A 25,952-nucleotide genomic window follows, 5' to 3' on the forward strand; every position below is an offset into this window, starting at 1 on the left:
ACGAGTGGAAGACCATTCGCGGCGTGGACCGCAAGGTCGACGACGCGCTGTGGCGCCGCTTCTCGGACAACCCCGAACCGGGGGCGCCGGCGGACGACGGTTCCGAGACACCGTGTCCCGGAACACCGTTCACGCCGGCGGCGGTCGTGGCGCCGGACTTGTCGGCGGGCTGCGCGGACTGCGGCGTCGACGTACCCGTGGTGGCGGGCGCGCCATTGTTGGGCAGGGTGGTGTTCGCCGGAATGTGCGAAATCCCCTGTCCCAGTTGCTGGTTGTAGGCGTCGAGCTGGTTGCCGACCGCGCCGACACCCAGATCGGCCTTCAGATTGGAGTGGAACCACACGCCGTCGAGGCCGACGTGGGCGTCGAAGGCCCAGTCGGTGCCCAGGAAGACGCCGCCGCCCTGACCGGCGCCCGCGCCGATGCCGTCGAACGCGCCGGAGTGGTCGGCCAGGCCGGGCTGATGGTCGGGCACCAGGCCCGTCGCTCCCATGCCGGGCAGGTGCATGCCGTCGGAGCCGGGCAGCCCGAAACCGGGCAGGCCGGACGCGAAGCCCGGCAGGCCCGGCAGGTGTGACTGGTCGAGCGACGGCAGCTGCGGATTCTCTTGCGCCGGTTCCGATTCCGTCGGCTGCTCGCTCTCCATCGGCAGACCCCAGCCCGGGCGCGGCCCGTAGGTCGGGAAGGCGGTCATGGACGCGCCGGTGTCGGTGTCGGGCAGACCCATGCCGTGGAAGCCGGCGTGCGAGGGCTCGGTGGACGGGATGGCGTCGAGCGAGGGGAACAGTCCGGCGTCGGTGCCGTGGTATTCACCGAGCGGCCCGAAGACGCCGTTGACGGGCGCGACCACGGGACCGTGGTGCTGCGGCAGCGAGTCGGCGGTCAGGTCCGGGAAGGTGATGGTCGGGCTGGGCACGTTCGGCTGCGGGTCCTCGGCCTGCGACCAGCCGACGTTCTTGCTGTCGTGGTTGATCGCGGGCGATCCGCCGCGGCTGCCGCCGGCCGCGATGAGCGCGCCGCCGGTCACGTAGGCACCGCCCCGAGCCACGCGCGCGACACCGTTGGCAATGCGATAGGCGGCGTCACCGTCGTTCTCATCGGCGCCGGAAGCATCGTCGAAGGGCAGATCACGTGTCATGCTGGCTCCGCTCTCAGGGCTCCGGCGGCGCCGTACGCGGGCCACCGGACCAAACTCGTTTCACACCCTATTTCCGGATAACCGGTCTGTCACATCCGCCAGGTAGGGGATGGTGCGCTCAACGGTGTGCCACACAGCTTGTCACCCTGTGAATCCGGACGGAAGCCCCATTTTGGGCCTGCATACCGAACCTTGCGCTTGACCGGCCGACCGGAAGTTTCCCCACCCTATCCCCCCGGTGACGGCAGATGTCGCCACCCGCGGCCCCCAATTACTGTGCCCCCGTTCTCCGAGGGCATTACCGTGCCCGGATTCTCCGAGAGCCGGGCACGGGACCGAACACCAACCCACTCCCCCTAGTACTGTGCCCCGCTCCCGCAGGGAGCGGGGCACAGAAGCCCGGAGCGTCGGCTACTTCTTCTTGTCCGTGGCCGAGTCGGTCGACAGCGCCGCCACGAAGGCTTCCTGCGGCACCTCCACGCGACCGATGGTCTTCATGCGCTTCTTGCCTTCCTTCTGCTTCTCGAGCAGCTTGCGCTTACGGCTGATGTCACCGCCGTAGCACTTGGCGAGCACGTCCTTGCGGATCGCCCGGATGTTCTCGCGCGCAATGATCTTCGAGCCGATGGCCGCCTGGATCGGCACCTCGAACTGCTGGCGCGGGATGAGCTCGCGCAGCTTGGTGGTCATCTTGTGCCCGTACGCCTGCGCGGCGTCGCGGTGCAGGATGGCCGAGAACGCGTCCACAGCCTCACCCTGCAGCAGGATGTCCACCTTGACCAGGTCGGACTGCTGTTCGCCGACCTCCTCGTAGTCGAGTGAGGCGTAGCCGCGGGTGCGCGACTTCAGCGAGTCGAAGAAGTCGAAGATGATCTCCGCCATGGGCAGCGTGTAGCGCAGTTCCACGCGGGTCTCGGACAGGTAGTCCATGCCGAGCAGTTCGCCGCGCCGCGCCTGGCACAGTTCCATGATGGTGCCGATGAACTCGCTGGGCGCGATCACGGTGCACTTGGTCATCGGCTCGTGGGTCTCGCGCAGCTTGCCCTCGGGCCAGACCGACGGGTTGGTGACGATCTGTTCGGAGCCGTCCTCCATGACCACGCGGTAGATGACGTTGGGCGCGGTGGAGATCAGGTCGAGCCCGAACTCGCGCTCGAGCCGCTCGCGGGTGATCTCCATGTGCAGCAGACCGAGGAAGCCGCAGCGGAAACCGAAGCCCAGCGCCACCGAGGTTTCCGGCGAGTAGGTGAGCGCGGCATCATTGAGCTGCAGTTTGTCGAGTGCGTCGCGCAGGACCGGGTAGTCGGAGCCGTCGACCGGGTACAGGCCGGAATACACCATCGGCCGCGGTTCCTGATATCCGGCCAGCGCCTCGGTCGCACCGTCGCGGGCGGTGGTGACGGTGTCACCGACCTTCGACTGCCGCACGTCCTTCACGCCGGTGATCAGGTAGCCGACCTCGCCGACGCCCAGTCCCTGCGTGGGCTTGGGTTCCGGTGAGACGATGCCGATCTCGAGCAGTTCGTGCTGCGCGCCGGTGGACATCATCTTGATCTTCTGACGCGGGGTCAGCTTGCCGTCGACCACACGCACATAGGTGACGACGCCACGGTAGGTGTCGTAGACCGAGTCGAAGATGAGCGCGCGGGCGGGCGCGTCCGGGTCGCCGACCGGTGCGGGGATCTCCGCGATCACCTTGTTCAGCAGTTCCGCCACGCCGACACCGGTCTTGCCGGAGACCCGCAGCACGTCGTCGGGATCGCAACCCACGATGTGGGCGATCTCGGCGGCATAGCGGTCGGGGTCCGCGGCCGGAAGGTCGATCTTGTTCAGGACCGGAATGATGGTCAGGTCCTTCTCGAGCGCCAGGTACAGGTTGGCCAGCGTCTGCGCCTCGATGCCCTGGGCCGCGTCGACCAGCAGTACCGCGCCTTCACAGGCTTCCAGCGCACGTGACACCTCGTAGGTGAAGTCGACGTGGCCGGGGGTATCGATCAGGTGGATGACGTAGTCCTCGCCGTCGACCATCCACGGCAGCCGCACGTTCTGCGCCTTGATCGTGATGCCGCGTTCGCGCTCGATATCCATGCGGTCCAGGTACTGGGCGCGCATGGCGCGCTCCTCGACCACACCGGTGAGTTGCAGCATCCGGTCGGCCAGGGTCGATTTCCCGTGGTCGATGTGCGCGATGATGCAGAAGTTCCTGATCCGGCTGGGATCGGTGAACGTCTTGTCGGCGAAGCTGCTAATCGGAGTCACTCCTCGGCATGGCGAAACAGCGGCATGTCAACCGGCAAGTCTACGGGGTTGGACCCGATGACCTCGCCCCGGTCTTCCCCGGACGTGAACGACCCGTCGCCGCAGGCGAATCCACTGCGGATGAGAATCGGGGTCTCCGCCGTTAGGCTGCGGTGTCATGGCCGGCAGGTGGAACGCTCTGGGGAAGCAGTTGGGGATCGTGGCTAAGGAGCAGGGCACCCAGCTCGTCACGCAGCAGGCGCCGAAGTTGATCGGGCGGGTGCGGCAGTCGACGGTCTGGGACCGCGCGTTGAAGGCGGTGGGGACGCCCCGCAAGGGTCCGGGGGTGAACGTGCGGCCGACCTCCTCGGCGGGGGTGCCGTCGCACGAACGCGCGCGGATGATCGTCTACAGCCCGCAGCTGGACGGGCGCGCCGATCCGGGCGAGATCGTGTGGACCTGGGTGCCCTACGAGGAGGACCCGGACAACGGCAAGGACCGGCCGGTGCTGGTGGTGGGCCGCGAGGGCGGCACGCTGCTCGGGCTCATGCTGTCCTCCAATGCAGATCACGCGCACCACGACAACTGGGTGGGTATCGGCAACGGGCCGTGGGATCACGAGGGCCGCGACAGCTGGGTGCGGCTGGACCGGGTGCTCGATGTCCCCGAGATGGGCATTCGCCGCGAGGGCGCGATCGTGCCGCGCAAGACCTTCGACAAGGTCGCGCACCGACTGTGCGCCGAATACCACTGGCACTAGGGCTTTCCCGAACAAGCGATCGGTCCCCGCTCCGGAACGGAACGGGGGCCGATCGAGGATTCGCGACGCTCAGCTGATCATGTTGCGCGAGCGGCCGAACATCAGGCTGTACACCAGCGCGCCCAGCACGCCGCCGATCAGCGGGAACACGATGAACACCCACAGCTGCGCGGGCGCGCCGTCCTGGTAGAAGGCCACCGCCAGGCTGCGGGCCGGGTTCACCGAGGTGTTGTCGACCGGGATCGAGATCAGGTGGATGACGGCCAGGGTGAAGCCGATCGACAGACCCGCCAGCGGCACGTCCGACAGCTGGTCGGTGGAGGCCAGCACCACGAACACCAGCAGCGCGGTCAGGATCACCTCGACGGTGATGGCCGCCGCCAGGCCGTAGCCATTGGTGGTGACGTCACCGAGCACCAGCTTGGACGGGCTGTGCTCGCCCCAGCCGTTCGCCCCCAGACCGTCTTTCGCGCGGTCGTAGGACGGCAGGTTCTTGGCGACGGCGTAGATGACCGCGCCACCGATCAGACCGCCCACGATCTGCGCGACCCAGTAGCCCGCCGCGACCACGATGTTCACCCGGCCCAGCAGCAGCTGGCCGACGGTGACCGCCGGGTTCACGTGGCAGCCCGAGATCGGGCCGATCGCGTACACCAGGAACAGCAGGGTCAGGCCGAAGGCCAGTGCCACGCCGAGCGCGCCGACCCGGCTCCCGGCCAGCACCGCGGTGCCGACGCCGCCCAGGACCAGGACGAAGGTGCCGAGCGCCTCGGCGAACAGCTTGCGCCCCAGCGTGGGTGGTTGTAGGTCGGTGAGATCCTCGGCGACTTCCTGAGCTGTGGGAGACATCGGCTACCTTCCGCTTGCATGGACAACGCACCGGTGTAGAGCGAGCGGCGCGAGCCGGAAACCTCAGGCCAGGCGGGTTATTTCCACCACCACGTCGAGATCGGTCGAGCCGCTTCCGCTGAAGATACCTTTCAAGGGGGGCACATCCGCGTAATCACGACCCACACCGACCGAGACGTGTTGCTCGGTGACCGCAATGTTGTTGGTCGGGTCGTAGCCCCACCACTGCCCGGTCCAGGCCTCCACCCAGGCGTGCATCTGGCCCGCCACGGTGTGGCCCACCTCGGCGGCGGGATCGGGGTGCAGATAGCCGGAGACGTACCGGCTGGGAATCCCCATGCCGCGCAACAGCAGCAGCGTGAGGTGCGCGTAATCCTGGCATACGCCTTGCCGTTCGGCGTACGCCTGCACCGCGGAGGTGTGCACCGACGTGGTCCCGGCCAGGTAGTTCATCTCCCGATGCACCCATTCGGCCGCGCGGACAACCGCTTTGGCGGGCGGCACGCCGCGGGCCAGCTGCCGCGACACCGAGGCCAGCCGCCGCGCCCGGGGCACGAACTCGGTGGGTTCGAGCAGTTCGTCGAAGCGGTCGCCGATGGCGTCGTCGCGCAGCTCCTCCCAGGACAGTTCCTCGGGCGGGCCCGCGAACGGCTCGGTCTCGACCACCGACGCGCTGGTCACCTCCAGTTCGGTGTGCGGGGCGTGCAGATCGAAGGCGGTGACGGCGGTCCCCCAGTAGTCGGTGTACCGGTAGGACCGGGTGGAGGGCACGGTGTCGACGCGATTGAGGATCACGTTCTGCCGGCTGTCGGCGCGCGGCGTGAGCCGGGCCTCGTTGAACGACCGGGTGACCGGCGCGTCGTAGACGTATCCGGTGGTGTGCACCACCCGCATGCGCCAGCTCATGCTGTTTCCTCCTCGGCGCGAACGGGGCCCTGTGTGGTTACGCCGCGCTCCCGCCTCCGGGCCTGACCGTTCACGCCGGCTCCTCCATCCGCTCGGCATTGCGGCCGTGCAGTCCCGTCCACGCCACCCAGGACTCGGCGTGGAAGTACTGCAGCGCCACGGCCTCCCCGACCTCGCGGCAGGTCTGCTGCAACCACAGCAGCCGGCTGGGCAGGTCCTCCAGCAGCACCGTCGAGGGCAGGAACTCCAGCTCGCTGCGCGCCCGCCCGAGCAGGCGGTGCGCCTCGTGGCGGGCCGCGAACCGGCTGTTGGGCCGTTGATCCAGTTCCTGCAGGCAGGCCTCGGCCACCCGCAGCGAATGGAACACCGACCGCGGGAACAGCCGGTCCAGCAGGATGAATTCCGCGATCTGATTGGCGTCGAGCACACCGCGGTGGGTGCGCAGGTACGGGTCGTGGGCCCCGGCCGAACGCAGCACCGTCACCCAGGCCGGGGACGAGGTGCGGTCCCCGGCGCGCGAATGCAGCAGGCGCACGGTCATGTCCACGCGTTCGATGGAGCGGCCCAGCAGCAGGAAGCGGTAGCCGTCGTCGCGGCTGAGGGTGGAATCGGAGAGTCCGACGAACATGGCGGCGCGGTCGGTGATGTAGTGGCAGAACTCGTGCGGCCCCAGCGCCCGCGCCGCCCGTTCGGCCGCGGCCAGGCCGTTGAAGGTGGCATTGAGGCATTCCCACATTTCGGTGGAGGTGACTTCCCGTGCGCCGCGAGCATTCTCGCGCGCATGGCTGATGGAATCGACGATCGAGCCGCCGTCGCGGCCGAAAGCCACCAACTCCGTCACCGACCAGACATCCAATTCCTGTTCCGCCTCGGGCGGTTCGATACCGAGCACGCGCAGCAGGACCCGCGACGTCCGATCCGGATCGACGGTCGCCTCTTCCAGCAATTGGTGGACCGCGACATCCAGAATGCGCGCCGTATATTCGGCACGCTCCACATACCGACCGATCCAGAACAAGGATTCGGCATTGCGCGCCAACATGATCCGACCACCTAACGCTGTAACCACCCGCCGAGCGCCATTGCCGCCGATGTTCTCGATTTCCTGCTGTTTCTCTTACTGTTGCTGCTGATGGGTGCGCACGGAAGGGGCTTCCCGCGACTGGTCCCGTTCCAGGGCGAGATCCATTTCGCCGACCAGCTCCGAGCCCGCCAATTCCCGTTGCGCCACAGACGTTCTCGGGGACAACACCCAGGTGTCCTTGCTACCGCCCCCTTGACTGGAATTCACCACCAGCGAGTTCGCGGGCAGCGCCACCCGGGTCAGTCCGCCCGGCAGCACCCAGATGTCGTCGCCATCGTTGACCGCGAACGGGCGCAGGTCCACATGCCGGGGTGCGAGGCGGCCGTTGATCTTGCTGGGCACGGTGGACAGCTGCACCACCGGCTGCGCGATCCAGCCGCGCGGATTCGCCCGCACCTTGCGCCGGGTCGCCTCCAGTTCGCGCGGGCCCGCGGCCGGGCCGATCACGATGCCGTACCCGCCGGAGCCCTCCACCGGTTTGATCACCAGTTCCGCGACCCGGTCGAGCACCTCGTCGCGTTCGGCCGGTTCCCAGCAGCGGTAGGAGTCCACGTTCGGCAGGATCGGCTTCTCGCCCAGGTAGTACTCGATGAAGGCGGGCACGTAGGTGTAGACCAGCTTGTCGTCGCCGACGCCGTTGCCCACCGCGTTGGCCAGCACCACGGTGCCCGCGCGGGCCGCGTTCAGGATGCCCGCGACGCCCAGCATGGAATCGGGCCGGAACTGCATGGGATCGAGGAAGGTGTCGTCGATGCGGCGGTAGATGACGTCCACCTGCCGCTCCCCCGCGGTGGTCCGCATGTAGACGACATTGTCGCGGCAGAACAGGTCCCGGCCCTCGACCAGTTCCACACCCATCTGCCGGGCCAGCAGCGAATGCTCGAAGTAGGCGGAGTTGTGGACGCCCGGGGTCAGCACCACCACGGTCGGGTCGGCCTCGTTGGGGGCGGCCGCGGCCCGCAGCGCCCGCAGCAGGTGGGCCGGGTAGTCGCCGACCGCGCGCACCCGGTGCGAGGCGAACAGGTCCGGGAACACCCGGGCCATGGTGCGGCGGTTCTCCATCACATAGGAGACGCCCGACGGGGAGCGCAGATTGTCTTCCAGCACACGGAAATCGCCGTGCTCGTCGCGCACCAGGTCGATTCCGGCCACGTGGATGCGGACACCATTGGGCGGCACCAGGCCCGCGGCCTCCCGGTGGAAGTGGGCGCAGGAGGTGACCAGGCGCTTGGGGATGACGCCGTCACGCAGGATGGTCTGCTCGCCGTAGACGTCGGCGAGGAAGGCCTCCAGGGCGCGCACCCGCTGCTTGATGCCGCGCTCGAGTTTGGTCCACTCGGTGGCGGCGATCACCCGGGGCACCAGGTCGAGCGGGAAGGGCCGCTCCTGGCCCGAGAGAGAGAAGGTGATGCCCTGATCGACGAAGGCGCGGTCCAGCGCCTCGGCGCGAGCGGCCAGGTCCTCGGCGTCGATGGCGGCCAGGGCATTGAATATGCCCCGGTAGGGCGAGCGCGGGCGGCCCGCGGAATCGAACATCTCGTCGTAGGCGCGGTGATAGCGTCCGGGCTGATAGCCAGCGAATACCCCGGCGGGAGCAGTTGCGGCGGGAGTGAGCGCGGCCATGCAAAAATGGTCCATCACGCAGGGGCAACGCGCAGTTGGACGGGGATAAATTTCTGGTTTCGTCCATGTCGCGGACCAGGCCGATTTCGTGCCCCGACACCTTGCCTGGTAGCCTCGACGGTCGGTGCTGCGACTACCCATCTCGTAGTGCGCACGAAGACTTTGCATCCCGCATACACACCAAACGAAGGAACACGAGGAAACCGGCGTGGCCAACATCAAGTCCCAGATGAAGCGGATCCGCACCAACGAGCTTGCGCGCCAGCGTAACCAGTCGGTGAAGTCCGCGCTGCGCACCTCGATCCGCAAGTTCCGCGAGGCCGCGGCTGCGGGCGAGAAGGACAAGGCGCTCGAGCTGATGCATTCGGCGAGCAAGAGCCTGGACAAGGCCGCCTCGAAGGGCGTCATCCACGCCAACCAGGCCGCCAACAAGAAGTCGGCGATCTCGCTGGCCTTCAACAAGCTCGGCTGATCCGACTCCGGTAGCACTTACCGGATCAAAGCTTTAGAACAGCCGCCGTGGCCACGAAGACCACGGCGGCTTTTGCCGTACCGCCTCCCCGGGACTTCAGCGCACGGCTCGGTGCCGCTGACCGCCCTGCATGGGGACCGGCGGTTGAGAGCCAAGACAATTTTGGGCGTACCCGGCGAGTTACCCTCATCGGCACGAGATCAGTTGTGACGCCTGTAACGGGAACCGTTGTGTTGTCGACTGTGTCGGAGAGACTTGCTGACTTCGGCGGCACGCAGCAGGATGGCTGCGACACCGTCGGGGTGACATCGACACCTGTACTGGAGAGTTCTCTTGGCATCGCTGCGTGACAACCGTTCCTACTGGACCCGCGGCTCGCTGGCCGCCGGCGTGGCCGCGGTCGCGCTGACCACCGGAATGGGTGTCGCGACCGCGCGGCCCATCGGCCCGTTCGAGGTGGGCGGGGCCATCGAGGCCGAGTACGACCGGGCGGGCGGGCCGGAGTTCTTCGGCGACCCGACCACCCCGGAGGCCGACGCGGCCGGCGGCGGCAAGAAGCAGGACTTCGTCAACAACGCCTCCATCTACTGGACCCCGGCCACCGACGCGCACGCCATCGGCGGCGCCATCCGCGACAAGTGGCGCGGCACCGGCTCGGAGTCGGGCTCGCTGAAGTACCCCGTCACCGACGAGGGCCAGACCGCCAAGCCCGGTCGCTTCCAGCACTTCCAGGGCGGGTCCATCTACTGGTCGGTCGGCTCGGGCACCCACGTGCTCAGCGGCGTGATCCGCGACAAGTTCGCCTCCGTCGGCTGGGAGAACAGCCCGCTCGGCTTCCCCATCGCCGACGAGAACAAGACCAACAGCTCCTCGACCCACATCCAGCTGTTCGAGGGCGGGGCGATCTACTCCACCCAGAAGACGGGCACCCACATCGTGTGGGGCGCGATTCGCGACACCTGGGTGCGCAATGGCGCCGAGAACGGCCGCTACGGCTTCCCGAGCGGCGACGAGTACGACTACGAGGGCGGCAAGGCCCAGGACTTCCAGGGCGGCAAGATCATCTGGAAGCCGGAGGCCTAGTCCCCCGGGCGCGGCGCTGTCCGCCGCGCCTACGGGGCGCTCTCGCGCAGGTCCAGAATCCGCGAGAGCGCGTGCTCCAGCGCGTAATCCGCGTCGGCGGCCTGGCCCTTCACGTCGGCGTTGAGTCCGGCCACCACCTGCAGGGCCGCGCCGATGGTCGCGCCGGTCCAGCCGCGCGCCTGCCCCTGGGCCTTCTTCACCTTCCACGGCGGCATGCCCAGGTCGCCCGCCATCTTGAACGGGTCTCCGCGCCCGGCCGATCCGACGCGTGCGATGGTGTGCACCGAATCCGCGAGGGCGTCGGCGAGCAGCACCGCGGGCACGCCCCGGTCGATGGCCCAGCGCAGCGCCTCCATGGCGGCGGGGCGGTCCCCCGACACGGCTAGGTCCGCGACCTCGAATCCGGTCACCTCGGCCTTGCCGGAGTAGTACTGCCGCACCGCGGCGATGTCCACCTTGCCGCCGGTGTCGGCGGCCAACTGTGAACTGGCGGCGGCCAGTTCCCGCAGATCCGAGCCGACCGCCTCCAGCAGGGCCTGCACCACGTCCGCGGACACCTTCACATTGGCGGCCCGGAACTCGTTGCGCACGAACTCGACCCGCTCCCCCGCCTTGGTCAGCTTCGCGCAGTTGTGCACGACCGCGCCCAGCTTCTGCAGGGCCGGTGCGAGCGCCTTGGCCCGTCCACCACCGCTGTGCAGCACGACCAGCACCACGCCCTCGGGCGGTGACGACGCGGCGTCCTGGATGACCGCGACCGCGTCCTTGCCCGCCTCGGCCGCCGACTCCAGCACGATCACCCGGTCCTCCGCGAAGAGCGAGGGACTCAGCAGCTCCGCCAATTCCGGGGTGCTGGCATCGCCGGCCCGCCGCCGATCCACCGGCAGCGCCGAAGGATCCGTGGTGGTGGCCCGAGCCTGTGCGGTGATGGCCGCCACCGCCCGTTCGATCAGCAGTTCCTCTTCACCGAGCACGAGATGCAGGGGCGCGGGTCGCTGGTTCACGCAACGATCCTACGAGTCCGCCCCGACAACCCCGCGAGCACCAGCCCGCATACCACCGCCGCGACCAGACCCGACCGCACTCCGGTGGGCACGGTGACCGACGCGCCCAGCGCCGCCGCCCGGTCTGACACGGTCAGCAGCCACCACAGCGGCGGGGCGGTGCAGTGGATGACCACCGCGGCGGGTGGCGACCAGACCACCGCGAACACCGCACCCAGCGCCCCCAGGATGGTGATAGGCGCGATCACCGGCTCCACCAGCATGTTCACCGCGATGGCCACCAGGCTGAGGTGGCCGGTCATGGCGATCACCAGCGGGGTGGTGACCACGAAGGCCGCGGCGGCCACCGCGAACGAGTCCGCCGGAATCCGCCACCAGCCATGCGCCCGAAGCCATTCCGACCAACCCGGCGCGATCACGATCAGCCCGGCCGTGGCCTGCACCGACAGCGCGAACCCGGCATCCACCGCCAACCCCGGCGACCATGCCAGCAGCCCGATCACCGCGGCGCACAGCGCGGGTAGCGCCTGCTTCCGGCGCCCGGTGCACACCGCCAGCAGTGCGATCGCCCCCATGACGGCGGCCCGCAGCACGCTCGGCGATGGCCGGGCCAGGATCACGAACATGACCAGCGCGGCGCCCGCCGCCATCGCCCCGATCCGCGGATCCACCGTGAGCGCGCGCATCGAAACCAGCACGGCCCCTAGCAAGATCGTGATGTTCGCCCCGCTGACAGCGGTCAAGTGAGCCAGATCCACCTCGCGGAAGTTCTCCGCGACGTGCTCGGTCAGACCCGACGTATCGCCGATGACCAACCCGGGCAGCAGTCCCGCCGCGTCATCCGACAGTGCCCGACGCGCGGAGCTACCGAAATCCCCGCGCACCTGCCCGGCGGCCCGCTGCCACCACGGCGCCGCACGCACGGCGACCGGAGCGCCATCGGCCCGCAGCACGGCCACCGTCAGGTCGGCGCGCCACGGACGCCCCACGCGCGCCCCGAATTCCACCCGCTGCCCCGGCATCAATGTCCGCCACCCGCCCGCCGGAGCCAGCACGGTGACCGCACCGCCCGCCCGCACGATCCGCCCGCCCACCCGGTACTCGACCACTTCACCCCGCACCATCACCTTCGGACCACCGAAGGCCTTGCCCGACAATCGCTTCGGATCCTCGCCCAGCTCCACCACCGCGACGATCCGCTGCCCGGCCCGCACCGCCCCCAGCGGATGCTCCCGCACCCGATGCGCATGCCACGCCCCCGCCAGCCCGAACCCCGCCCCGATCAGCAAGGCCCCCAACACGACCCAGACCACCCCACCGACCCGACCCACCCGAGCCAGCCGAACAGCCAGGGCGGACACGCCCACCCCGGCCACCACACACCCGGCCGCGACCCCGACGCCCGCCTGCCACCCCACCACCACGGCGACAACCGTTGCGCCCCACCCGCACACCGCCGCAAGCACCAGCCGAGCATCCAGCACCTCCGGCACATCGGCCGGTCCGTGGTCCGCACCCACCGCCCCGTCGTCGGCCGTCATCGCCGCCACCCCGATTCGCGACTCCGCGGCACGGCAGCGCATCTCACGGCGCTCATGTGGTGACCCGGTCGCGGAGGCGGTTGAGCCGGGAGTGCCCGATCCCGTCGATTTCGGCGAGCTGGTCGACGGAGGTGAAGCGGCCGTGGCGGGCCCGCCAGGTGAGGATCGCTTTCGCGGTGACCGGTCCGACGCCGGGAAGGGTGTCGAGTTCGGATTCGGTGGCGGTGTTGAGGTTCACCTTCGCGGCCGCGGCGGTCGAACGGGGAGGTCCGGTAGCGACGGGCGAATCGGCGGTGGAGTGAACGGAATTCACGATCGTGCTCCCGACCCTGGTGGGGGTTGTGCGTGGTGTCGCACGAGCGACGACGATCTGGTCGCCGTCGGTGAGCTGCTGGGCGAGGTTGAGGGTCGACAGGTCCGCCTCGGGTCGCGGGACGGCGGCACGCAGGGCATCGGCCACCCGGGCTCCGGGCTGCAATCGACGGAGACCACCGTGCTCGACCAGACCGATGACGCTGACAACCAGCTCCGACGACGCGGCGGTCCCGCCCGGCGTCGGAACGGCGGTGGCGACGATCGGATTCCGACCCGATGGCGGGACGGCGGGACCTGACGCGACCGGTGCGGGAACGGCCGGCCGCGGCGCAGCGCCTGCTGACGCGACGGGTTCGGTCGCGGCGATGGCGGGCGGATCCTGGCCGGCCGGTGCGGTGTCACTGAGGGGCGCGATGGGTGGGACCGGTTGGGAGACAGGGGTTTCCCGCAGGGACACGTAGGCGGCGAGAAGGATGGCGAACACGGCCAGGGCGGCGAGGACGAGGACACCCCGCGGGCCCGGGTCCCAGCGGGTGCCGCGGAAGCGTTCGGGGACCAGGCGTTCGTGCCAGAGGGAGACAGGACCGCACGGCTCGGAGAGCCAGGCGGGAGGGGCGGAGTCGGGGTCTCGAAGGTCGTCGAGCGATTCCTCGTCCCAGCGGGACGGGTGCGGGCGGCCGGGGGTGAATTCCGTTGGGCTCGGACGGGGTTCGCTGTCCGGGCGATCGGTGAGGCGCTGAAGTGGAGTGCGTTCGTCGAGTTGCGGCATGGGGCTCACGGTAGGAGCCGGGGCCGCTCGAGCTGGGACCGCGACCTGGCGTTTTCGTCGGGCTGTGGATACAGAAATCCATTGTGGACAAGCAGATTTCCAGCACTGGCCGCCGCGTCATCCCACCCCAGCCGGTGACGCTGGCCGACCGGTAGTCCCCGCGGTGAGCGGGGACTCTGTCAGCCGCAGCCGCCCGGGACGACCAGCGCGCCGACGGCTCCCACGCCCAGGTGGACGCCCAGGGTCGGCCCGAACTCGGAGATGATCACCTCGCGGATGCCGGGGATGAGGGATTGGAGTTGAGTCGCGATGGTGGAGGCGGCGTCCTCCGCGCCGAGGTGCTGGACGGCGACCGCCGCGCCGTCCTCGCCGGCCGCGTCGACCGCGGCGGCGACGAGTTTGGTGAACGCCTTCGACCGGGTGCGGGCCTTCTCGCGGAGTTCCAGGCGGCCGTCGACGATCTGCAGGATCGGCTTGGTCACCAGTTCGGAGCCGAAGAAGGCGGCGGCGGAGGTCAATCGGCCGCCGCGGCGCAACTGCTCGGTCCGGTTGACCACGATGAACGCCCGCCCGCGGCTGGCGGCCGCGACCGCCGAGTCGTAGACCACGTCGAGGGGTTCGCCCGAGCGGGCGCGGCGGGCGGCCGCGAGCACGGGCAGGCCGGTGCCGAGCCCGGCGCTGAGCGAATCCACCAGCCGGATGCGGTGGGCGGCGTCCATATCGCGCACCGCCTGCCGTCCGGCTTCCCAGGTGCCCGACAGCTGCCGCGAGATGTGCACGGCCACGACGCCGTCGCCGTCGCTCAGTTCCAGCGCGCGCTCGTAGACCGCGCGCAGCTCACCCGGCGAGGCGGCGGAGGTGGTGACCTGCGAGGACCCGTAGTCGATCTCGCACTCGTCGACGCCCTCGCGCATCTCGCGGTCGTCGACCAGCACGTGCAACGGCACCGCCAGCACCCCCAGGTCGGCGGCGAGTTCGGCCGGGAGACTGGCCGACGAGTCGGTCACCACCACCACGGTCATGCAGGTTGTACCTCGTCGGTCGTCACCTCGGTCAGCACCTTGACCATGGCCCGCGCGACCGCGGTGTGGCCCTCCCAGCCCCAATGGATACCGTCGGGGTTGGCGGGGCCGTTGAACACGTTGTCGCGCACGGCTTCCCCGAGGTCCACCAGCGGTACGTCGTGTTCGGCGGCCCACTCGGTCACGGCCCGCACCATGGGTTCGCGGCCGGTGTGCACCTCGGCGTAGGCCTCACACTTGTGCACCGACGGCAGCACCGCCACGAACGGCAGCTCGGGCCGCAACTGCGCCAGCGAGTTCCGCGACTGCTCCAGGTAGTCCACGCTGACCTTGGGCGGCAACGCCACCGGCCAGCCCAGCGGGGACAGCCGCGGCTGCAGCCAGTTGTAGGCCTCGCGCACCCGGCGGCGCAGGCCCGCCGGACGCGTGTAGCGGATGAGCTCGCGCAGCGCGGTGGGTAGCGGCGAGGGCAGCGAATCCATACCGCCGGTGGCGAACACGACCGCCCCGGCGTTCGGCACGGCGGCCCACACGCGCGGATCGCCGATCAGCGCCCAGTAGGCGTCCCGGCAGGTCCACCCGATGCGCGCGACCAGTTCGACATCCCAGTCGAGTTCGGCGGCAACGAGATTGGGCCAGATGCGCGGATGATCCGCGGGCAGACCGCCTTTGGGGCCGAAGTAGGACAGCGAGTCCGCGACCACGACCAGCACCTTGCGCTGCGGCGCGGTCTCGATCACCGAATCGTCGGCTGCCGCGGCGCTCGTCGGCCGGTCGGCACCGTTGTCAGAGGCCATCGGGAGCCGCCTTGGCGACCGCGTTCCACACGTCCAGTCGCCAGCCGGGCCGGTCGATGCCGGGGCCGTGGCTGGTCAGCTGCACCCAGCTGGTGTTGGCGAGGCCGCCCAGGGCGGGCCAGCTGGACTCGGGCAGTTCCAGCAGGGCCGCGGTGAGGGCCGCGATGAGCCCGCCGTGCGCGACCAGCATGACGCTGCGGCCGGGCCAGTCCTCGCGGGTGGCGAAGAGTTCCTGCACCACGGGCAGCGAACGCGCGCCGACCTCGAGCTTGGATTCGCCGCCGGGCGGGGTGAAGCGGGCGTCGAGCCGCCACGCCTTGCGCGCGCCGGGGAACTGGGCGTCGACCTGGCGGTGGTCCATGCCCTCCCAGTCGCCGAGGTTGGTCTCGCGCAGGCGCGGGTCGGTGACGACCGGCATGGCGGCGCATTCGGCGACGGCCAGCGCGGTGTCGTGGGCGCGCTTGAGATCGGAGGAGACGATGGCGATCAGGTCGTTGGTCGCCATATCGGGGGCACAGTCCTTGGCCTGGCGCCGGCCGATGTCACTGAGTTCGGTATCGGTCTGGCCCTGCATGCGGTCGGTGGCATTCCATTCGGTCTGTCCGTGCCGCAGCAGAATCAACCGGCGGACGCCGGCCATCTTGCTCACTCGTCGTCCCCAGCCTTGTCTTCATCTGTCGTGGCGTCCCGGTCCGCTGCCGCGGTCCGCGGGTCGCCGATCCCCTCGACCGCCACCTGCGGGCAGTCCTTCCACAGTCGTTCCAGGCCGTAGAAGTCGCGCTCGTCCTCGTGCTGCACGTGCACCACGATCTCGACGTAGTCGAGCAGCGCCCAGCGGCCCTCGCGGGTGCCCTCGCGGCGCACCGGCTTGTATCCGGCGTCGCGCAGCTTGTCCTCGATATTGTCGACGATCGCGTTGACCTGGCGCTCGTTGGGCGCGGACGCGATGACGAAGCAGTCGGTGATGACCAGCTGCTCGGAGACATCCAGCACGACCACGTCGACGGCCAGCTTCTCGTCGGCGGCCAGTGCGGCCACCGTCGCCATCTTGACCGCTTCTGCCGATGCTGTCACCCTGCTACCTCTTCCCTGCGCACTTTCACAATGCACGCTCTTGCGACACGTACAGGTGCCGTTTCGATATGTATTGGACGACCCCGTCCGGGACGAGGTACCAGACCGGCCGGCCCTCCCCCGCCCGTCGCCGGCATTCGCTCGACGAGATGGCCAGGGCCGGGATCTCGATCATCGTGACCGTGCCCTCCGGGAAATCGCGGAGATGATCGGCGAGATGGTCGATATTCAATTCGTACCCCGGACGGGTCACGCCGACGAATTTCGCCAGCTCGAACAGTTCCGACCAATCCTGCCATGTGAGGATGCTGGCCAGCGCGTCCGCTCCGGTGATGAAGTACAGATCCGCGTCGGGGTGCTGTTCGGCCAGGTCACGCAGGGTGTCGACGGTGTAGGTCTCCTTGCCGCGGTCCACGTCCACGCGACTGACCGAGAACCGCGGGTTGGAGGCGGTGGCGATGACCGTCATCAGATAGCGGTCCTCGGCCGGACTGACCGGCCGGTCCCCCTTCTGCCAGGGCTGCCCGGTCGGGACGAAGATCACTTCGTCCAGGTCGAACCGGTTGGCGACCTCGCTGGCCGCGACCAGGTGCCCGTGGTGGATGGGGTCGAAGGTGCCACCCATCACGCCCAGCTTGCGGCGGCCGTTCGTATGCACGAAACGCGAGCTTACCGGGGGCTGAGCCGCCTACCGCGCAGCGGCGGCCCCCTGGAGGACGATGGTGGTCATGCAGAGCACCCTCATCGAAGTGAAAACCGGCCGCAGCGAAGTCGTCCACGACCTCACGCCGCAGTGCGCGGCCTTCCTCCACGAGGTGACCGCCGGCGGCGACGGCCTGCTGCACGTCTTCGTCCCCCACGCGACCGCGGGCATCGCACTGATCGAACTCGGCGCACACAGCGACGACGACCTGCTCGCCGCCCTGCGCGACCTGCTCCCCGCCGACGACCGCTGGCGCCACGCGCACGGCTCCCCCGGCCACGGCCGCTCCCACGTGATGCCCGCCCTGATCGCCCCCTACGCGACCGTCCCGGTCCTCCGCGGCGAACTGGCCCTGGGCACCTGGCAGTCCATCGCGATGGTCGACCTCAATGTCGACAACCCGATCCGCCAGGTGCGCCTGTCCTTCCTGGCCGGCTGAGCTCCTAGACGGGGAGGAGGCGGCCGACCAGGGCGGTGAGCTGACGGGCGGAGCGGCATTCGTGCATGTCGATGATGTCGGCGTAGCGGTTGGCCGCGGAATCGCCTGTGCCCCACATCTTTTCGGCCTCGGGGTTGAGCCAGTGCGCGTGTTTGGCGGTCTCGACGAGCTGCCGCAGGGTGTCGAGCGCGGGGTCGCGATAGTTGGTGCGGGCGTCGCCGAGGATGAGCAACGAGGTGCGGCTGGTGACGGCGTCGGGGAAGCGTTCGGCGAAACCCTCCAGGGCCGAGCCGTAGTCGGAGTGGCCCTCGATGCCGACGACCTCGGCCTCGGCGAAGATGCGGCGGGTCAGTTGGTCGAGCGGGGTGGCGGCGTCGAACAGGCCGGTCACCTCGTCCACGCGGTCCACGAAGGCGAAGATGCGGACCCGGGAGAACTGTTCGCGCAGGGCGTTCACCAGCAGCATGGTGAAGCTGGAGAATCCGGCCACCGAGCCCGAGATGTCGCACAGCAGCACCAGATCCGGGCGGCCGGGGCGCGGCTTGCGGGTGACCAGGTTGACGGGGACGCCGCCCGTGGACATGGATTTGCGCATGGTCTTGCGCAGGTCGATCTCGCCGCGCCGGGAGCGGCGGCGGCGAGCCGCCAAGCGGGAGGCCAGGACTCGGGCCAGGCGCTGGCTGCCGCGGCGCAGTTCGTCGAGTTCGTTCTGGGAGATGCGCAGGAAGTCGGCGTCCTCGGCCTGACGGGCCACGCCGTAGGTGGCGACGCGTTCGCGGCCGATGCGTTCGGCGACGCGGCGGCGGGTCTCGGCCTCCACGGTGCCGCGGAAGCCCTTGATGCGCTGGCGCGCCGCGCGGCGGGCGACCTCGGTGTCGAAGTCGGAGTTGTCCATGCCCTGGGCCAGACCGGCGAGGATCTTGCTCACCAGCAGTTCGGGCTGGAGATCCTTGAGGGTCTGATAGGCGGAGAAGGACGGTCCGCCCGCGGCCTGGTACTGGCCCATCTGGTCGACCATCTGCGCGGCCAGCGCCTGCAACTGCTGCGCCTGCTCGCCGGAGGGGTCCTGAACCAGCAGCTCCGCCAGCATCTTCCGCAGTTCGAGGATGTCGACCGAGCCGTCGGGCTTGACCGGCAACTCGATCCCCTCGGCCCCGATCCGCTCCCCGAGCGCGGCCGGGAACCACAGGTCGAACATGCCGTCGAAGGTGGCGCGCTGGGTGGTGCGGCGCAGCAGCGCGCACGCCAGGCCCTCGCGCAGGGCCTCGCGATCCATCAGGTCCAGGACGGTGAGAACCTGTCCGGCGTCCACGGTTTCGGACGGACCGACCGGAATTCCCCGGCGGCGCAACGCTTCCACGAAGCCGACCAGATGCCCCGGCAGGCCGTGCTCGGCCGTCGGCCCCGGGACCGTGGTCACCGGCATGGCCGGAGTGGCATTGCTGGTGAAGGCCCGCATGGCCGCCGACACCAGCCCGCGCGGCGTGTTCTCCCGGCCCGTGCCCGCCATGACGTCAGGCCAGCTTCAGCTCGGCCTGGGCGCGCACATGGTCGGCTTGATGCTTGAGCACCACGCCGAGGGTCGCGCGCACGGTCTTGTCGTCGAGGTCCTTGGCACCCAGGGCGAGCAGGGTGCGCGCCCAGTCGATGGATTCCGCGACCGAGGGCAGCTTCTTGAGCTGCATGCCGCGCAGCACGTGCACGATCCGCACCAGCTGCGCCGCGACGGCGGGCTTGAGCTCCGGCACCCGGCTGGCCAGGATGCGACGCTCGAGCTCCTCGTCGGGGAAGTCGATGTGCAGGTACAGGCAGCGCCGCTTGAGCGCCTCGGACAGCTCGCGGGTGGCATTGGAGGTGAGCACCACGAACGGCTTGCGGCTCGCCGCGATGGTGCCCAGTTCCGGCACGGTGACGGTGAAGTCGCTGAGCACCTCGAGCAGCAGGCCCTCGATCTCGACGTCGGCCTTGTCGGTCTCGTCGATGAGCAGCACCGTCGGCTCGTCGCGCCGGATGGCGGTGAGCAGCGGGCGTTCCAGCAGGAACTCCTCGGTGAAGACGTCGGCCTTGGTCTCGGCCCAGTCGTTCTCCGAGGACGCCTGGATGCGCAGGATCTGCTTGGCGTGGTTCCACTCGTAGAGCGCCCGCGCCTCGTCGACGCCCTCGTAGCACTGCAACCGCACCAGTTCCGCGCCCGCGACCTGGGCGACGGCCTTGGACAGCTCGGTCTTGCCGACACCCGCGGGGCCCTCGATGAGCAGTGGCTTGCCGAGCCGGTCGGCGAGGAAAACCGAGGTGGCGGTGGCCTTGTCGGCCAGGTAGCCGGTGCGGGCCAGCCGCTCGATCACATCGTCGACCGACGAGAAGATCGGCTCCTGGGTGGGCGCGGTGGTCGGAGCCACGGGCGGTCCTCCTACTTTCGGGGGTCCCGGGGGAAGCCCCCGGACCCCAATTCAGCCGGCGGAAGCCGGGTTTTCCTACACGGGGCGAATTTGCCCGTCGCCCCACACGATCCACTTGGTGGACGTCAGTTCGGGCAGGCCCATGGGTCCGCGGGCGTGCAGCTTCTGGGTCGAGATGCCGATCTCCGCGCCGAAGCCGAACTGCTCGCCGTCGGTGAACGCGGTGGAGGCGTTGACCATGACGGCGGCGGCGTCCACGCGGGCGCTGAACTCGCGCGCGGCCTTCAGGTCGGCGGTCACGATGGCCTCGGTGTGGCCGGTGCCCCACTCGTTGATGTGGTCGACCGCGGCGTCGAGATCGTCGACGACCTTCAAAGCGATGTCCAGGGACAGGTATTCGTCGGCCCAGTCGGTGTCGGTGGCGGGCACCAGGCCCGGCAGGTCACCGTGGATGGTGACGCCCTTGTCCTCGAGTGCCTGGATCATGCGCGGCACCGCGACCTCGGCGATGGCCCGGTCGATGAGGACCGTCTCGGCGGTGTTGCACACCGAGGGCCGCCGGGTCTTGGCATTGATCAGGATGGACTCGGCCATATCCAGATCCGCGTCCTTGTGGACGAAGACGTGGCAGTTGCCGGTGCCGGTCTCGATGGTCGGCACCAGCGCGTCGCGCACCACGGCGTTGATCAGGCCCGCGCCGCCGCGCGGGATCACCACGTCGACCAGGCCGCGGGCCTGGATCAGGTGGGTCACGCTGGAACGGTCCTCGGAGGGCAGCAGTTGCACGGCGTCGGCCGGAAGACCCTGCGCTTCAAGGGCTTCCCGCAGCACCTTCACCAGGGCGGCATTGGAGTTCGCGGCCGAGGACGATCCGCGCAGCAGCGCGGCGTTGCCCGACTTGAGCGCCAGCCCGAAGGCGTCGACCGTGACGTTCGGCCGCGCCTCGTACACCATGCCGACCACGCCGAGCGGCACCCGCACCTGGCGGATCTCGAGGCCGTTGGGCAGCGTTTTGCCGCGCACCACGTCGCCGATCGGGTCCGGCAGCGCGGCCACCTGCCGCAGCCCGGCCGCGATCCCGTCGACCCGGGCCTCGGTCAGCCGCAGCCGGTCCAGCTGGGATTCGGCGGTGCCGCCGGCCTTGGCGATCTCGATGTCCTCGGCATTGGCCGCGAGGACGGCGGCCGCGGCCGCGAGCAGCGCGTCGGCCGCGGCGTGCAGCGCGGCGTCCTTCTGCGCGGTGGTGAGCTGGGCCAGCGTCCGCGACGCCACCCGAGCCCGGCGCGCCGAGTTGTGCACCGCCTCGCGGACGGCGTCCCGGTCGGTGGTCGTGGGAGCAGTCATACCGACAGATTACTGACTGCGTTCCGCCGCCGGTCACGGGCAGGTTGTTACCTTGGACCCATGACCGCGAGCATCCGGTTGTCCTCGGGCACCGGCCGATGGGTTCTGCTGGCCACCGTCCTCGGTTCGGGGATGGCCATGCTGGACGCGACCGTCGTCAATGTCGCCCTGCCGCGGATCGGGGACGAGTTCGGCGCGTCCATGGCGGGCCTGCAGTGGACCGTCAACGCGTACACGCTGACCCTGGCCGGATTGATCCTGCTCGGCGGGTCGCTGGGCGACCGGTACGGGCGGCGGCGGGTGTTCCTGATCGGGGTGGTGTGGTTCGCCGTCGCCTCGGCATTGTGCGGTGCGGCGCAGGACATTTCGATGCTGATCGCGGCACGCGCGTTGCAGGGCGTCGGCGGTGCGCTGCTGACACCCGGATCGCTGGCCATCATCCAGGCCTCGTTCGCGCCCGGGGAACGGGCGCGGGCGGTCGGGGCCTGGTCAGGACTGGGCGGCGTGGCCGGAGCCATCGGGCCGTTCCTGGGCGGCTGGCTGGTGGAGGCGGCCGGATGGCGGTGGGTGTTCCTGCTCAACATTCCGTTGGCCGCCTTGGTGATCGCGGTGACGGTCAAGCACGTACCCGAGACGAGGGATGCCGGCGCGCACGGGCGGTTCGACGTCCTGGGCGCGGTGCTGGCCGCGCTGTGCCTGGCCGGGCTGACCTACGCGCTGACCATGGCGCCCGAACACGATGCGAGCCGAATACTGGTGTGGGGCAGCGCGATCGCAGGGGTCGCGGCCGGTGCGGCGTTCGTGATCGTCGAGCGGCGGCGCTCGCGCCCGGACGAGGATCCCGCGGCCATGCTGCCGGTGACCATCTTCTCCTCCAAGCAGTTCACCGCGATCAATGTGGTCACCTTCGTCATGTACGGGGCGATGAGCGTGGTGTTCTTCCTGCTGGTGCTGACCCTGCAGGTGGTGTCCGGGTTCAATCCGATCGCCGCGGGTACGGCCATGCTGCCGGTGACCGTGCTGATGCTGCTGTTCTCGGCCCGGGCCGGCGCGCTCGCCCAGCGCGTCGGCCCGCGCCTGCCCATCACCATAGGCGTGCTGCTGGCGGCGGCGGGCATGCTGCTCATGACCCGGGTCGGCCTGCACACCTCATATCTGCGCGATGTCCTGCCCGCCGCACTGGTTTTCGGCCTCGGCCTGACCCTGGCGGTGGCTCCGCTGACCGCGACCGTGCTGGCCACGGCCGACGAACGGCACGCGGGGGTGGCCAGCGGCGTCAACAACGCGGTCGCCCGCGCGGCGGGGCTGCTCGGCGTCGCCGCCATCCCGCCGCTCGCGGGTCTCACCGGCGCGGCGTACACCAACCCGCCCGATTTCGCGCACGGCTTCCACCTGGCCATCGTGACCTGCTCCGTGCTCATGCTCGCGGCCGCCGCCCTGGCCTTCTTCACCGTCCGCGACGACGCCCTGCGCACCGCCCCGCCCGAGTGCGAGCCCGAATGCCGTACCTTCTCCGCGGTGGCGAGCCCACCTCTGGAACCCGATCACCACATCCCGACCACCGGAAGCGAGCGCGTATGACCACCACCGAACCGACCGTCACCCAGTCCACCGACACCGTCCCCCAGTTCTTCGGCATCAAGGTCGGTGAGACCCGCGCGGGTCTCACCGCCTATGTCGACCACGGCCGTCAGCGCATCTTCTTCCACACCGAGATCGATGACGCCTACGCCGGTCAGGGCCTGGCCTCCAAGCTGATCTCGGCCGCCCTCACCGCCACCCGCGCGGCGGGCCGCCGCATCGTCCCCGTCTGCCCGTTCGTGAAGGCGTACGTGGAGAAGCACCACGACTTCGACGACATCCTCGACCCGGTCACCCCCGAAGCCGTCACCACCGTCGAATCCGCCCTCGGCTGATCCGGCTGCACTAGGGTCCCGGCCATGGCGCGAATCGCGGTGGTGGGCAGCATCAATATGGATCTGGTGACGACCGTGGGGCGGCGGCCGGAGGCCGGGGAGACGGTGTCCGGGGACGGGTTCGCGCTGGTGCCGGGCGGGAAGGGGTCGAATCAGGCGATCGCGGCGCGCCGGGCCGGCGCGGAGGTCGAGTTCGTCGGCGCGGTCGGGTCGGATGTGTTCGCGGACGCGCTGCGAAAGGTGTTGCGGGAGGACGGGGTCGGGATCGCACGGCTGCGGGAGGTGGACGGACCGTGCGGGATCGCCACCATCGTGGTGGACGCGGGCGGCGAGAACACCATCATCGTGGTGGCGGGGGCCAACGGGCGGATGACGGAATTGCGCGCGGCGGATCTGGAGACGATCGCGGCCGCGGATGTGCTGCTGTGCCAGTTGGAGATTCCGGTGCCGACGGTGCTCGCGGCCGCCCGGCACGCGCGGGCCAACGGCACCGTGGCGCTGTTGAATCCCTCTCCGGTGCGCGACCTTCCGGACGAAGTCTGGGCCGAGGTCGATATCGCCGTGGTCAACGAGGGCGAGGCCGCGCGCCTGGAGTCCGCGTTGCGCGACGTCCCGCACGTGGTCACCACGCTCGGCGGTGCGGGCGCGTCCTATCGCGGCCCCGGCGGGCTTGCGCTCTCCCACCCAGGTTTTCCGGTGCGGGTGGTGGACACCACCGGTGCGGGCGACACCTTCACCGGAGCGCTCGCCGCGCACTGGCACGAGGGCCCGGCGGCCGCGCTCGCCTGGGCCTGCGCGGCCGGGGCCCTGGCCACCACGAAATTGGGCGCCAGCGCATCGGTTCCGGCGGCGGACGAGGTCGAGGCGGTACTCGCGGCGGCCGGCGCTCGATAGCCGAATGTGATGATGGGCTGAGGCTCGACGAAAGGGTGTGGCATGTCGCTGCGGCATGGGTTGCTGGGGTTGCTGGCGGAGGGCCCGGCCAGCGGGTACGACCTGGCCCAGCGGTTCCAGGAGGCGCTGGGCCCGGTGTGGCCCGCCCGGCATCCCAAGATCTACGCCGAACTGGGCAAGCTGGCCCAGGCCGGGATGATCGAGATCGACAGCGAGGGCGCGCGGGGCCGCAAGGCGTACCGGATCACCGAGTCGGGCCTGACCGAGGTGCGCCGCTGGCTGGTCGAGGAGGAGGTCGACCACACGCTGCGGGTGGAACCGCTGCTGCGGTCCTTCTTCTCCTGGCTGATGGACCCCGCCGATCTGGACGAGCATCTGGAGCGCGAGGCCAAGTTCTTCGGCGACACCGCGGCCATGTACCGGGAGCTCGCGCTGGCCAAGGACCGCGGCGATTTCGGCGACGACCCGCACGCCAAGTCCAAGCGGATCACCGTCGAGGCGGGGATCCGGCTCTACGAGGCGCTGGCCGAATGGGCGGAGTGGGCGCGCGACGAGATCGCCGAGGATCGGTAAACACCCGCACCACACCGGAATTCGCATCGACAGGGGTACTCGTATCCATTGACATGTCCCTTGGGACATGTACCCTTGTTCACGTACCCGGGTACATGCGAATCAACCGCGACTCGATCCGAGGCTTCCCATGACAGCACCCACCAACGTGCGCGCCATCCTGCTGACCGGCGCGAACGGCGGCATCGGCCGTGCCTGCGCACAGGCCCTGGCCGCCAAGGGATTTCACGTCTACGCCGGTGTCCGCACACCGGCGCCCCAGCTCGATGCCCCCGGCATCACCCAGATCACCCTCGACGTCACCGACCCCGGCAGCGTCGCCGCGGCCGCCGAGTACATCGACAAATCCCAGGACGGGCACGGCCTGCACGCCGTGATCAACAATGCGGGCGTACTCGTGCAGGGCCCCGTCGAACTGGTGCCCATCGAGGAATGGCATCGCCAGTTCGAGGTCAATGTGCACGGCCCCGTACGCGTCATCCAGGCGTTCCTGCCGCTGCTCCGCGCCGGCGGGGGCCGCATCGTCAATGTCAGCGCGGCCAGCGCCCGGGCCGCCTTCCCGTTCCTGGGCCCGATCGGCGCGAGCAAGTCCGCGCTGGAGTCGTATTCGGAGTCACTGCGGGTCGAGCTGGCCCCGTGGCGTATCCCGGTGTCGATCGTGCAGCCCGGGGCCATGCGCACCGAGATCTTCGCCAAGTCCACCGCCGCCGCCGAATCCGCACGGGCACAGGCCGATCCGCGGACTGTGAAACTCTACGAACGCCAGCTCGTCGCCTTCGACACGGCGGCCGCCGGACAGCGGTACGCCCCGCCGGAGGTCGCGGCCGCCGCCATCGTCCGCGCCGTCGCGGCCCGGCGGCCCAAAGCCGTCTATGTCGCGGGAACCGATGCGCGGCTGGCGGTGTGGCTTTCCCGCATCCCAGCCCGGCTGCGGGACAGCGTCTTCCAGCGTGCCCTCGGCCTGTCCGGCATCGAACCCGCCCCCGCCCACTGAATCAGGAATCGAGCA

Annotated in this window: 25 protein-coding genes and 1 pseudogene; 9 read left to right on the top strand and 17 right to left on the bottom strand. The window is 69.8% G+C overall.

All coding sequences use genetic code 11. The features are described 5' to 3' along the window. A pseudogene (locus ACWEOI_RS23935) lies at positions 1-1,138 on the bottom strand (hypothetical protein); the annotation flags it as partial. A 411-nt stretch (positions 1,139-1,549) separates the two neighbouring features. Further along, a complete protein-coding gene (gene lepA / locus ACWEOI_RS23940) occupies positions 1,550-3,397 on the bottom strand; it encodes a translation elongation factor 4 (RefSeq protein ID WP_452361074.1) in 1,848 nt (615 codons plus the stop codon). Positions 3,398-3,554: 157 nt separating this feature from the next. On the opposite strand from lepA, the gene ACWEOI_RS23945 reads away from it, so the two are divergent. Then, positions 3,555-4,136 carry a type II toxin-antitoxin system PemK/MazF family toxin gene (locus tag ACWEOI_RS23945; RefSeq protein ID WP_433671797.1) on the top strand — a complete coding sequence of 194 codons (582 nt, stop codon included), beginning with the start codon at positions 3,555-3,557 and terminating at the stop codon, positions 4,134-4,136. 69 nt (positions 4,137-4,205) lie between these two features. Here ACWEOI_RS23945 and ACWEOI_RS23950 read toward each other — a convergent pair whose 3' ends face one another. From ACWEOI_RS23950 to ACWEOI_RS23965, 4 genes are all read right to left on the bottom strand, one after another. Then, positions 4,206-4,985: an aquaporin gene (locus ACWEOI_RS23950; protein WP_433671796.1), complete on the bottom strand. Its 780-nt coding sequence runs from the start codon at positions 4,983-4,985 to the stop codon at positions 4,206-4,208. A gap of 63 nt (positions 4,986-5,048) precedes the next feature. Further along, complete coding sequence (locus ACWEOI_RS23955; protein ID WP_379101410.1) at positions 5,049-5,891, bottom strand: transglutaminase family protein; 843 nt, start codon at positions 5,889-5,891, stop codon at positions 5,049-5,051. 70 nt (positions 5,892-5,961) lie between these two features. Next, complete coding sequence (locus ACWEOI_RS23960; RefSeq protein ID WP_433671795.1) at positions 5,962-6,933, bottom strand: alpha-E domain-containing protein; 972 nt, start codon at positions 6,931-6,933, stop codon at positions 5,962-5,964. A gap of 75 nt (positions 6,934-7,008) precedes the next feature. After that, on the bottom strand, positions 7,009-8,598 hold the full coding sequence (locus ACWEOI_RS23965; RefSeq protein ID WP_452361075.1) for a circularly permuted type 2 ATP-grasp protein: 1,590 nt from the start codon (positions 8,596-8,598) through the stop codon (positions 7,009-7,011). Positions 8,599-8,806: 208 nt separating this feature from the next. On the opposite strand from ACWEOI_RS23965, the gene rpsT reads away from it, so the two are divergent. Further along, positions 8,807-9,070, top strand: coding sequence for a 30S ribosomal protein S20 (gene rpsT, locus ACWEOI_RS23970; RefSeq protein ID WP_433671793.1), 264 nt, complete (start codon positions 8,807-8,809; stop codon positions 9,068-9,070). Between the two features lie 333 nt (positions 9,071-9,403). Then, entirely contained in the window at positions 9,404-10,153 is a 750-nt protein-coding gene (locus ACWEOI_RS23975; protein WP_433671792.1) for an LGFP repeat-containing protein, read from the top strand. A 29-nt stretch (positions 10,154-10,182) separates the two neighbouring features. Here the strand turns inward: ACWEOI_RS23975 and holA are convergent, their stop codons facing one another. The 8 genes from holA to nadD form a co-directional block, all read right to left on the bottom strand. Continuing rightward, a complete protein-coding gene (gene holA / locus ACWEOI_RS23980; protein WP_452361076.1) occupies positions 10,183-11,157 on the bottom strand; it encodes a DNA polymerase III subunit delta in 975 nt (324 codons plus the stop codon). After that, entirely contained in the window at positions 11,154-12,698 is a 1,545-nt protein-coding gene (locus ACWEOI_RS23985) for a ComEC/Rec2 family competence protein (protein ID WP_452361077.1), read from the bottom strand. Before ACWEOI_RS23985 ends, holA begins: the two co-directional genes overlap by 4 nt. A gap of 52 nt (positions 12,699-12,750) precedes the next feature. After that, on the bottom strand, positions 12,751-13,782 hold the full coding sequence (locus tag ACWEOI_RS23990) for a helix-hairpin-helix domain-containing protein (protein WP_433671789.1): 1,032 nt from the start codon (positions 13,780-13,782) through the stop codon (positions 12,751-12,753). 179 nt (positions 13,783-13,961) lie between these two features. Further along, on the bottom strand, positions 13,962-14,804 hold the full coding sequence (locus tag ACWEOI_RS23995) for a DegV family protein (protein WP_433671788.1): 843 nt from the start codon (positions 14,802-14,804) through the stop codon (positions 13,962-13,964). Continuing rightward, a complete protein-coding gene (gene octT / locus ACWEOI_RS24000) occupies positions 14,801-15,601 on the bottom strand; it encodes a diglucosylglycerate octanoyltransferase (protein WP_452361078.1) in 801 nt (266 codons plus the stop codon). The genes ACWEOI_RS23995 and octT overlap by 4 nt, the downstream gene beginning before the upstream one ends. Beyond that, entirely contained in the window at positions 15,591-16,241 is a 651-nt protein-coding gene (locus tag ACWEOI_RS24005) for a histidine phosphatase family protein (protein WP_433673272.1), read from the bottom strand. The genes octT and ACWEOI_RS24005 overlap by 11 nt, the downstream gene beginning before the upstream one ends. 5 nt (positions 16,242-16,246) lie before the next feature. Beyond that, the gene (rsfS, locus tag ACWEOI_RS24010; RefSeq protein WP_357090028.1) at positions 16,247-16,675 is read right to left on the bottom strand and encodes a ribosome silencing factor; all 429 of its coding nucleotides are present in this window, start codon (positions 16,673-16,675) and stop codon (positions 16,247-16,249) included. A gap of 25 nt (positions 16,676-16,700) precedes the next feature. Next, a complete protein-coding gene (nadD, locus tag ACWEOI_RS24015) occupies positions 16,701-17,333 on the bottom strand; it encodes a nicotinate-nucleotide adenylyltransferase (protein ID WP_357090029.1) in 633 nt (210 codons plus the stop codon). Positions 17,334-17,403: 70 nt separating this feature from the next. Here nadD and ACWEOI_RS24020 point away from each other — a divergent pair, with 70 nt between their 5' ends. Then, positions 17,404-17,817: a secondary thiamine-phosphate synthase enzyme YjbQ gene (locus tag ACWEOI_RS24020; protein WP_452361079.1), complete on the top strand. Its 414-nt coding sequence runs from the start codon at positions 17,404-17,406 to the stop codon at positions 17,815-17,817. Between the two features lie 4 nt (positions 17,818-17,821). Here the strand turns inward: ACWEOI_RS24020 and ACWEOI_RS24025 are convergent, their stop codons facing one another. From ACWEOI_RS24025 to ACWEOI_RS24035, 3 genes are all read right to left on the bottom strand, one after another. Continuing rightward, on the bottom strand, positions 17,822-19,243 hold the full coding sequence (locus ACWEOI_RS24025; RefSeq protein ID WP_433673271.1) for a VWA domain-containing protein: 1,422 nt from the start codon (positions 19,241-19,243) through the stop codon (positions 17,822-17,824). Between the two features lie 88 nt (positions 19,244-19,331). Further along, on the bottom strand, positions 19,332-20,216 hold the full coding sequence (locus ACWEOI_RS24030) for an AAA family ATPase (RefSeq protein WP_379276611.1): 885 nt from the start codon (positions 20,214-20,216) through the stop codon (positions 19,332-19,334). Between the two features lie 75 nt (positions 20,217-20,291). Then, positions 20,292-21,560 (bottom strand): glutamate-5-semialdehyde dehydrogenase, encoded by a 1,269-nt coding sequence (locus ACWEOI_RS24035; protein WP_452361080.1) that lies wholly within the window; start codon positions 21,558-21,560, stop codon positions 20,292-20,294. 60 nt (positions 21,561-21,620) lie between these two features. Between ACWEOI_RS24035 and ACWEOI_RS24040 the strand changes: the two genes are divergently transcribed. The 5 genes from ACWEOI_RS24040 (at position 21,621) to ACWEOI_RS24060 (ending at position 25,937) form a co-directional block, all read left to right on the top strand. Beyond that, positions 21,621-23,141, top strand: coding sequence for an MFS transporter (locus ACWEOI_RS24040; RefSeq protein WP_452361081.1), 1,521 nt, complete (start codon positions 21,621-21,623; stop codon positions 23,139-23,141). Next, positions 23,138-23,476 carry a GNAT family N-acetyltransferase gene (locus ACWEOI_RS24045; RefSeq protein WP_452361082.1) on the top strand — a complete coding sequence of 113 codons (339 nt, stop codon included), beginning with the start codon at positions 23,138-23,140 and terminating at the stop codon, positions 23,474-23,476. The genes ACWEOI_RS24040 and ACWEOI_RS24045 overlap by 4 nt, the downstream gene beginning before the upstream one ends. A 24-nt stretch (positions 23,477-23,500) precedes the next feature. Then, positions 23,501-24,370 carry a ribokinase gene (locus tag ACWEOI_RS24050; RefSeq protein ID WP_452361083.1) on the top strand — a complete coding sequence of 290 codons (870 nt, stop codon included), beginning with the start codon at positions 23,501-23,503 and terminating at the stop codon, positions 24,368-24,370. A gap of 42 nt (positions 24,371-24,412) precedes the next feature. Next, positions 24,413-24,943 carry a helix-turn-helix transcriptional regulator gene (locus ACWEOI_RS24055; protein ID WP_433671780.1) on the top strand — a complete coding sequence of 177 codons (531 nt, stop codon included), beginning with the start codon at positions 24,413-24,415 and terminating at the stop codon, positions 24,941-24,943. A 130-nt stretch (positions 24,944-25,073) separates the two neighbouring features. Continuing rightward, positions 25,074-25,937, top strand: a complete 864-nt coding sequence (locus ACWEOI_RS24060; RefSeq protein ID WP_433671779.1) for an SDR family NAD(P)-dependent oxidoreductase — start codon at positions 25,074-25,076, stop codon at positions 25,935-25,937. Positions 25,938-25,952: the final 15 nt, after the last annotated feature.

Source organism: Nocardia sp. NPDC004340 (assembly GCF_053602575.1).

Coding starts and splice junctions, on each gene's coding strand:
- ACWEOI_RS23945 (WP_433671797.1), top strand. CDS start 3,555: ATGGCCGGCAGGTGGAACGCTCTGGGGAAGCAGTTGGGGATCGTGGCT.
- ACWEOI_RS23950 (WP_433671796.1), bottom strand. CDS start 4,985: ATGTCTCCCACAGCTCAGGAAGTCGCCGAGGATCTCACCGACCTACAA.
- ACWEOI_RS23955 (WP_379101410.1), bottom strand. CDS start 5,891: ATGAGCTGGCGCATGCGGGTGGTGCACACCACCGGATACGTCTACGAC.
- ACWEOI_RS23960 (WP_433671795.1), bottom strand. CDS start 6,933: ATGTTGGCGCGCAATGCCGAATCCTTGTTCTGGATCGGTCGGTATGTG.
- ACWEOI_RS23965 (WP_452361075.1), bottom strand. CDS start 8,598: ATGGCCGCGCTCACTCCCGCCGCAACTGCTCCCGCCGGGGTATTCGCT.
- ACWEOI_RS23985 (WP_452361077.1), bottom strand. CDS start 12,698: ATGACGGCCGACGACGGGGCGGTGGGTGCGGACCACGGACCGGCCGAT.
- ACWEOI_RS23990 (WP_433671789.1), bottom strand. CDS start 13,782: ATGCCGCAACTCGACGAACGCACTCCACTTCAGCGCCTCACCGATCGC.
- ACWEOI_RS23995 (WP_433671788.1), bottom strand. CDS start 14,804: ATGACCGTGGTGGTGGTGACCGACTCGTCGGCCAGTCTCCCGGCCGAA.
- octT (WP_452361078.1), bottom strand. CDS start 15,601: ATGGCCTCTGACAACGGTGCCGACCGGCCGACGAGCGCCGCGGCAGCC.
- ACWEOI_RS24005 (WP_433673272.1), bottom strand. CDS start 16,241: ATGGCCGGCGTCCGCCGGTTGATTCTGCTGCGGCACGGACAGACCGAA.
- ACWEOI_RS24020 (WP_452361079.1), top strand. CDS start 17,404: ATGCAGAGCACCCTCATCGAAGTGAAAACCGGCCGCAGCGAAGTCGTC.
- ACWEOI_RS24025 (WP_433673271.1), bottom strand. CDS start 19,243: ATGCCGGTGACCACGGTCCCGGGGCCGACGGCCGAGCACGGCCTGCCG.
- ACWEOI_RS24035 (WP_452361080.1), bottom strand. CDS start 21,560: ATGACTGCTCCCACGACCACCGACCGGGACGCCGTCCGCGAGGCGGTG.
- ACWEOI_RS24040 (WP_452361081.1), top strand. CDS start 21,621: ATGACCGCGAGCATCCGGTTGTCCTCGGGCACCGGCCGATGGGTTCTG.
- ACWEOI_RS24045 (WP_452361082.1), top strand. CDS start 23,138: ATGACCACCACCGAACCGACCGTCACCCAGTCCACCGACACCGTCCCC.
- ACWEOI_RS24050 (WP_452361083.1), top strand. CDS start 23,501: ATGGCGCGAATCGCGGTGGTGGGCAGCATCAATATGGATCTGGTGACG.
- ACWEOI_RS24055 (WP_433671780.1), top strand. CDS start 24,413: ATGTCGCTGCGGCATGGGTTGCTGGGGTTGCTGGCGGAGGGCCCGGCC.
- ACWEOI_RS24060 (WP_433671779.1), top strand. CDS start 25,074: ATGACAGCACCCACCAACGTGCGCGCCATCCTGCTGACCGGCGCGAAC.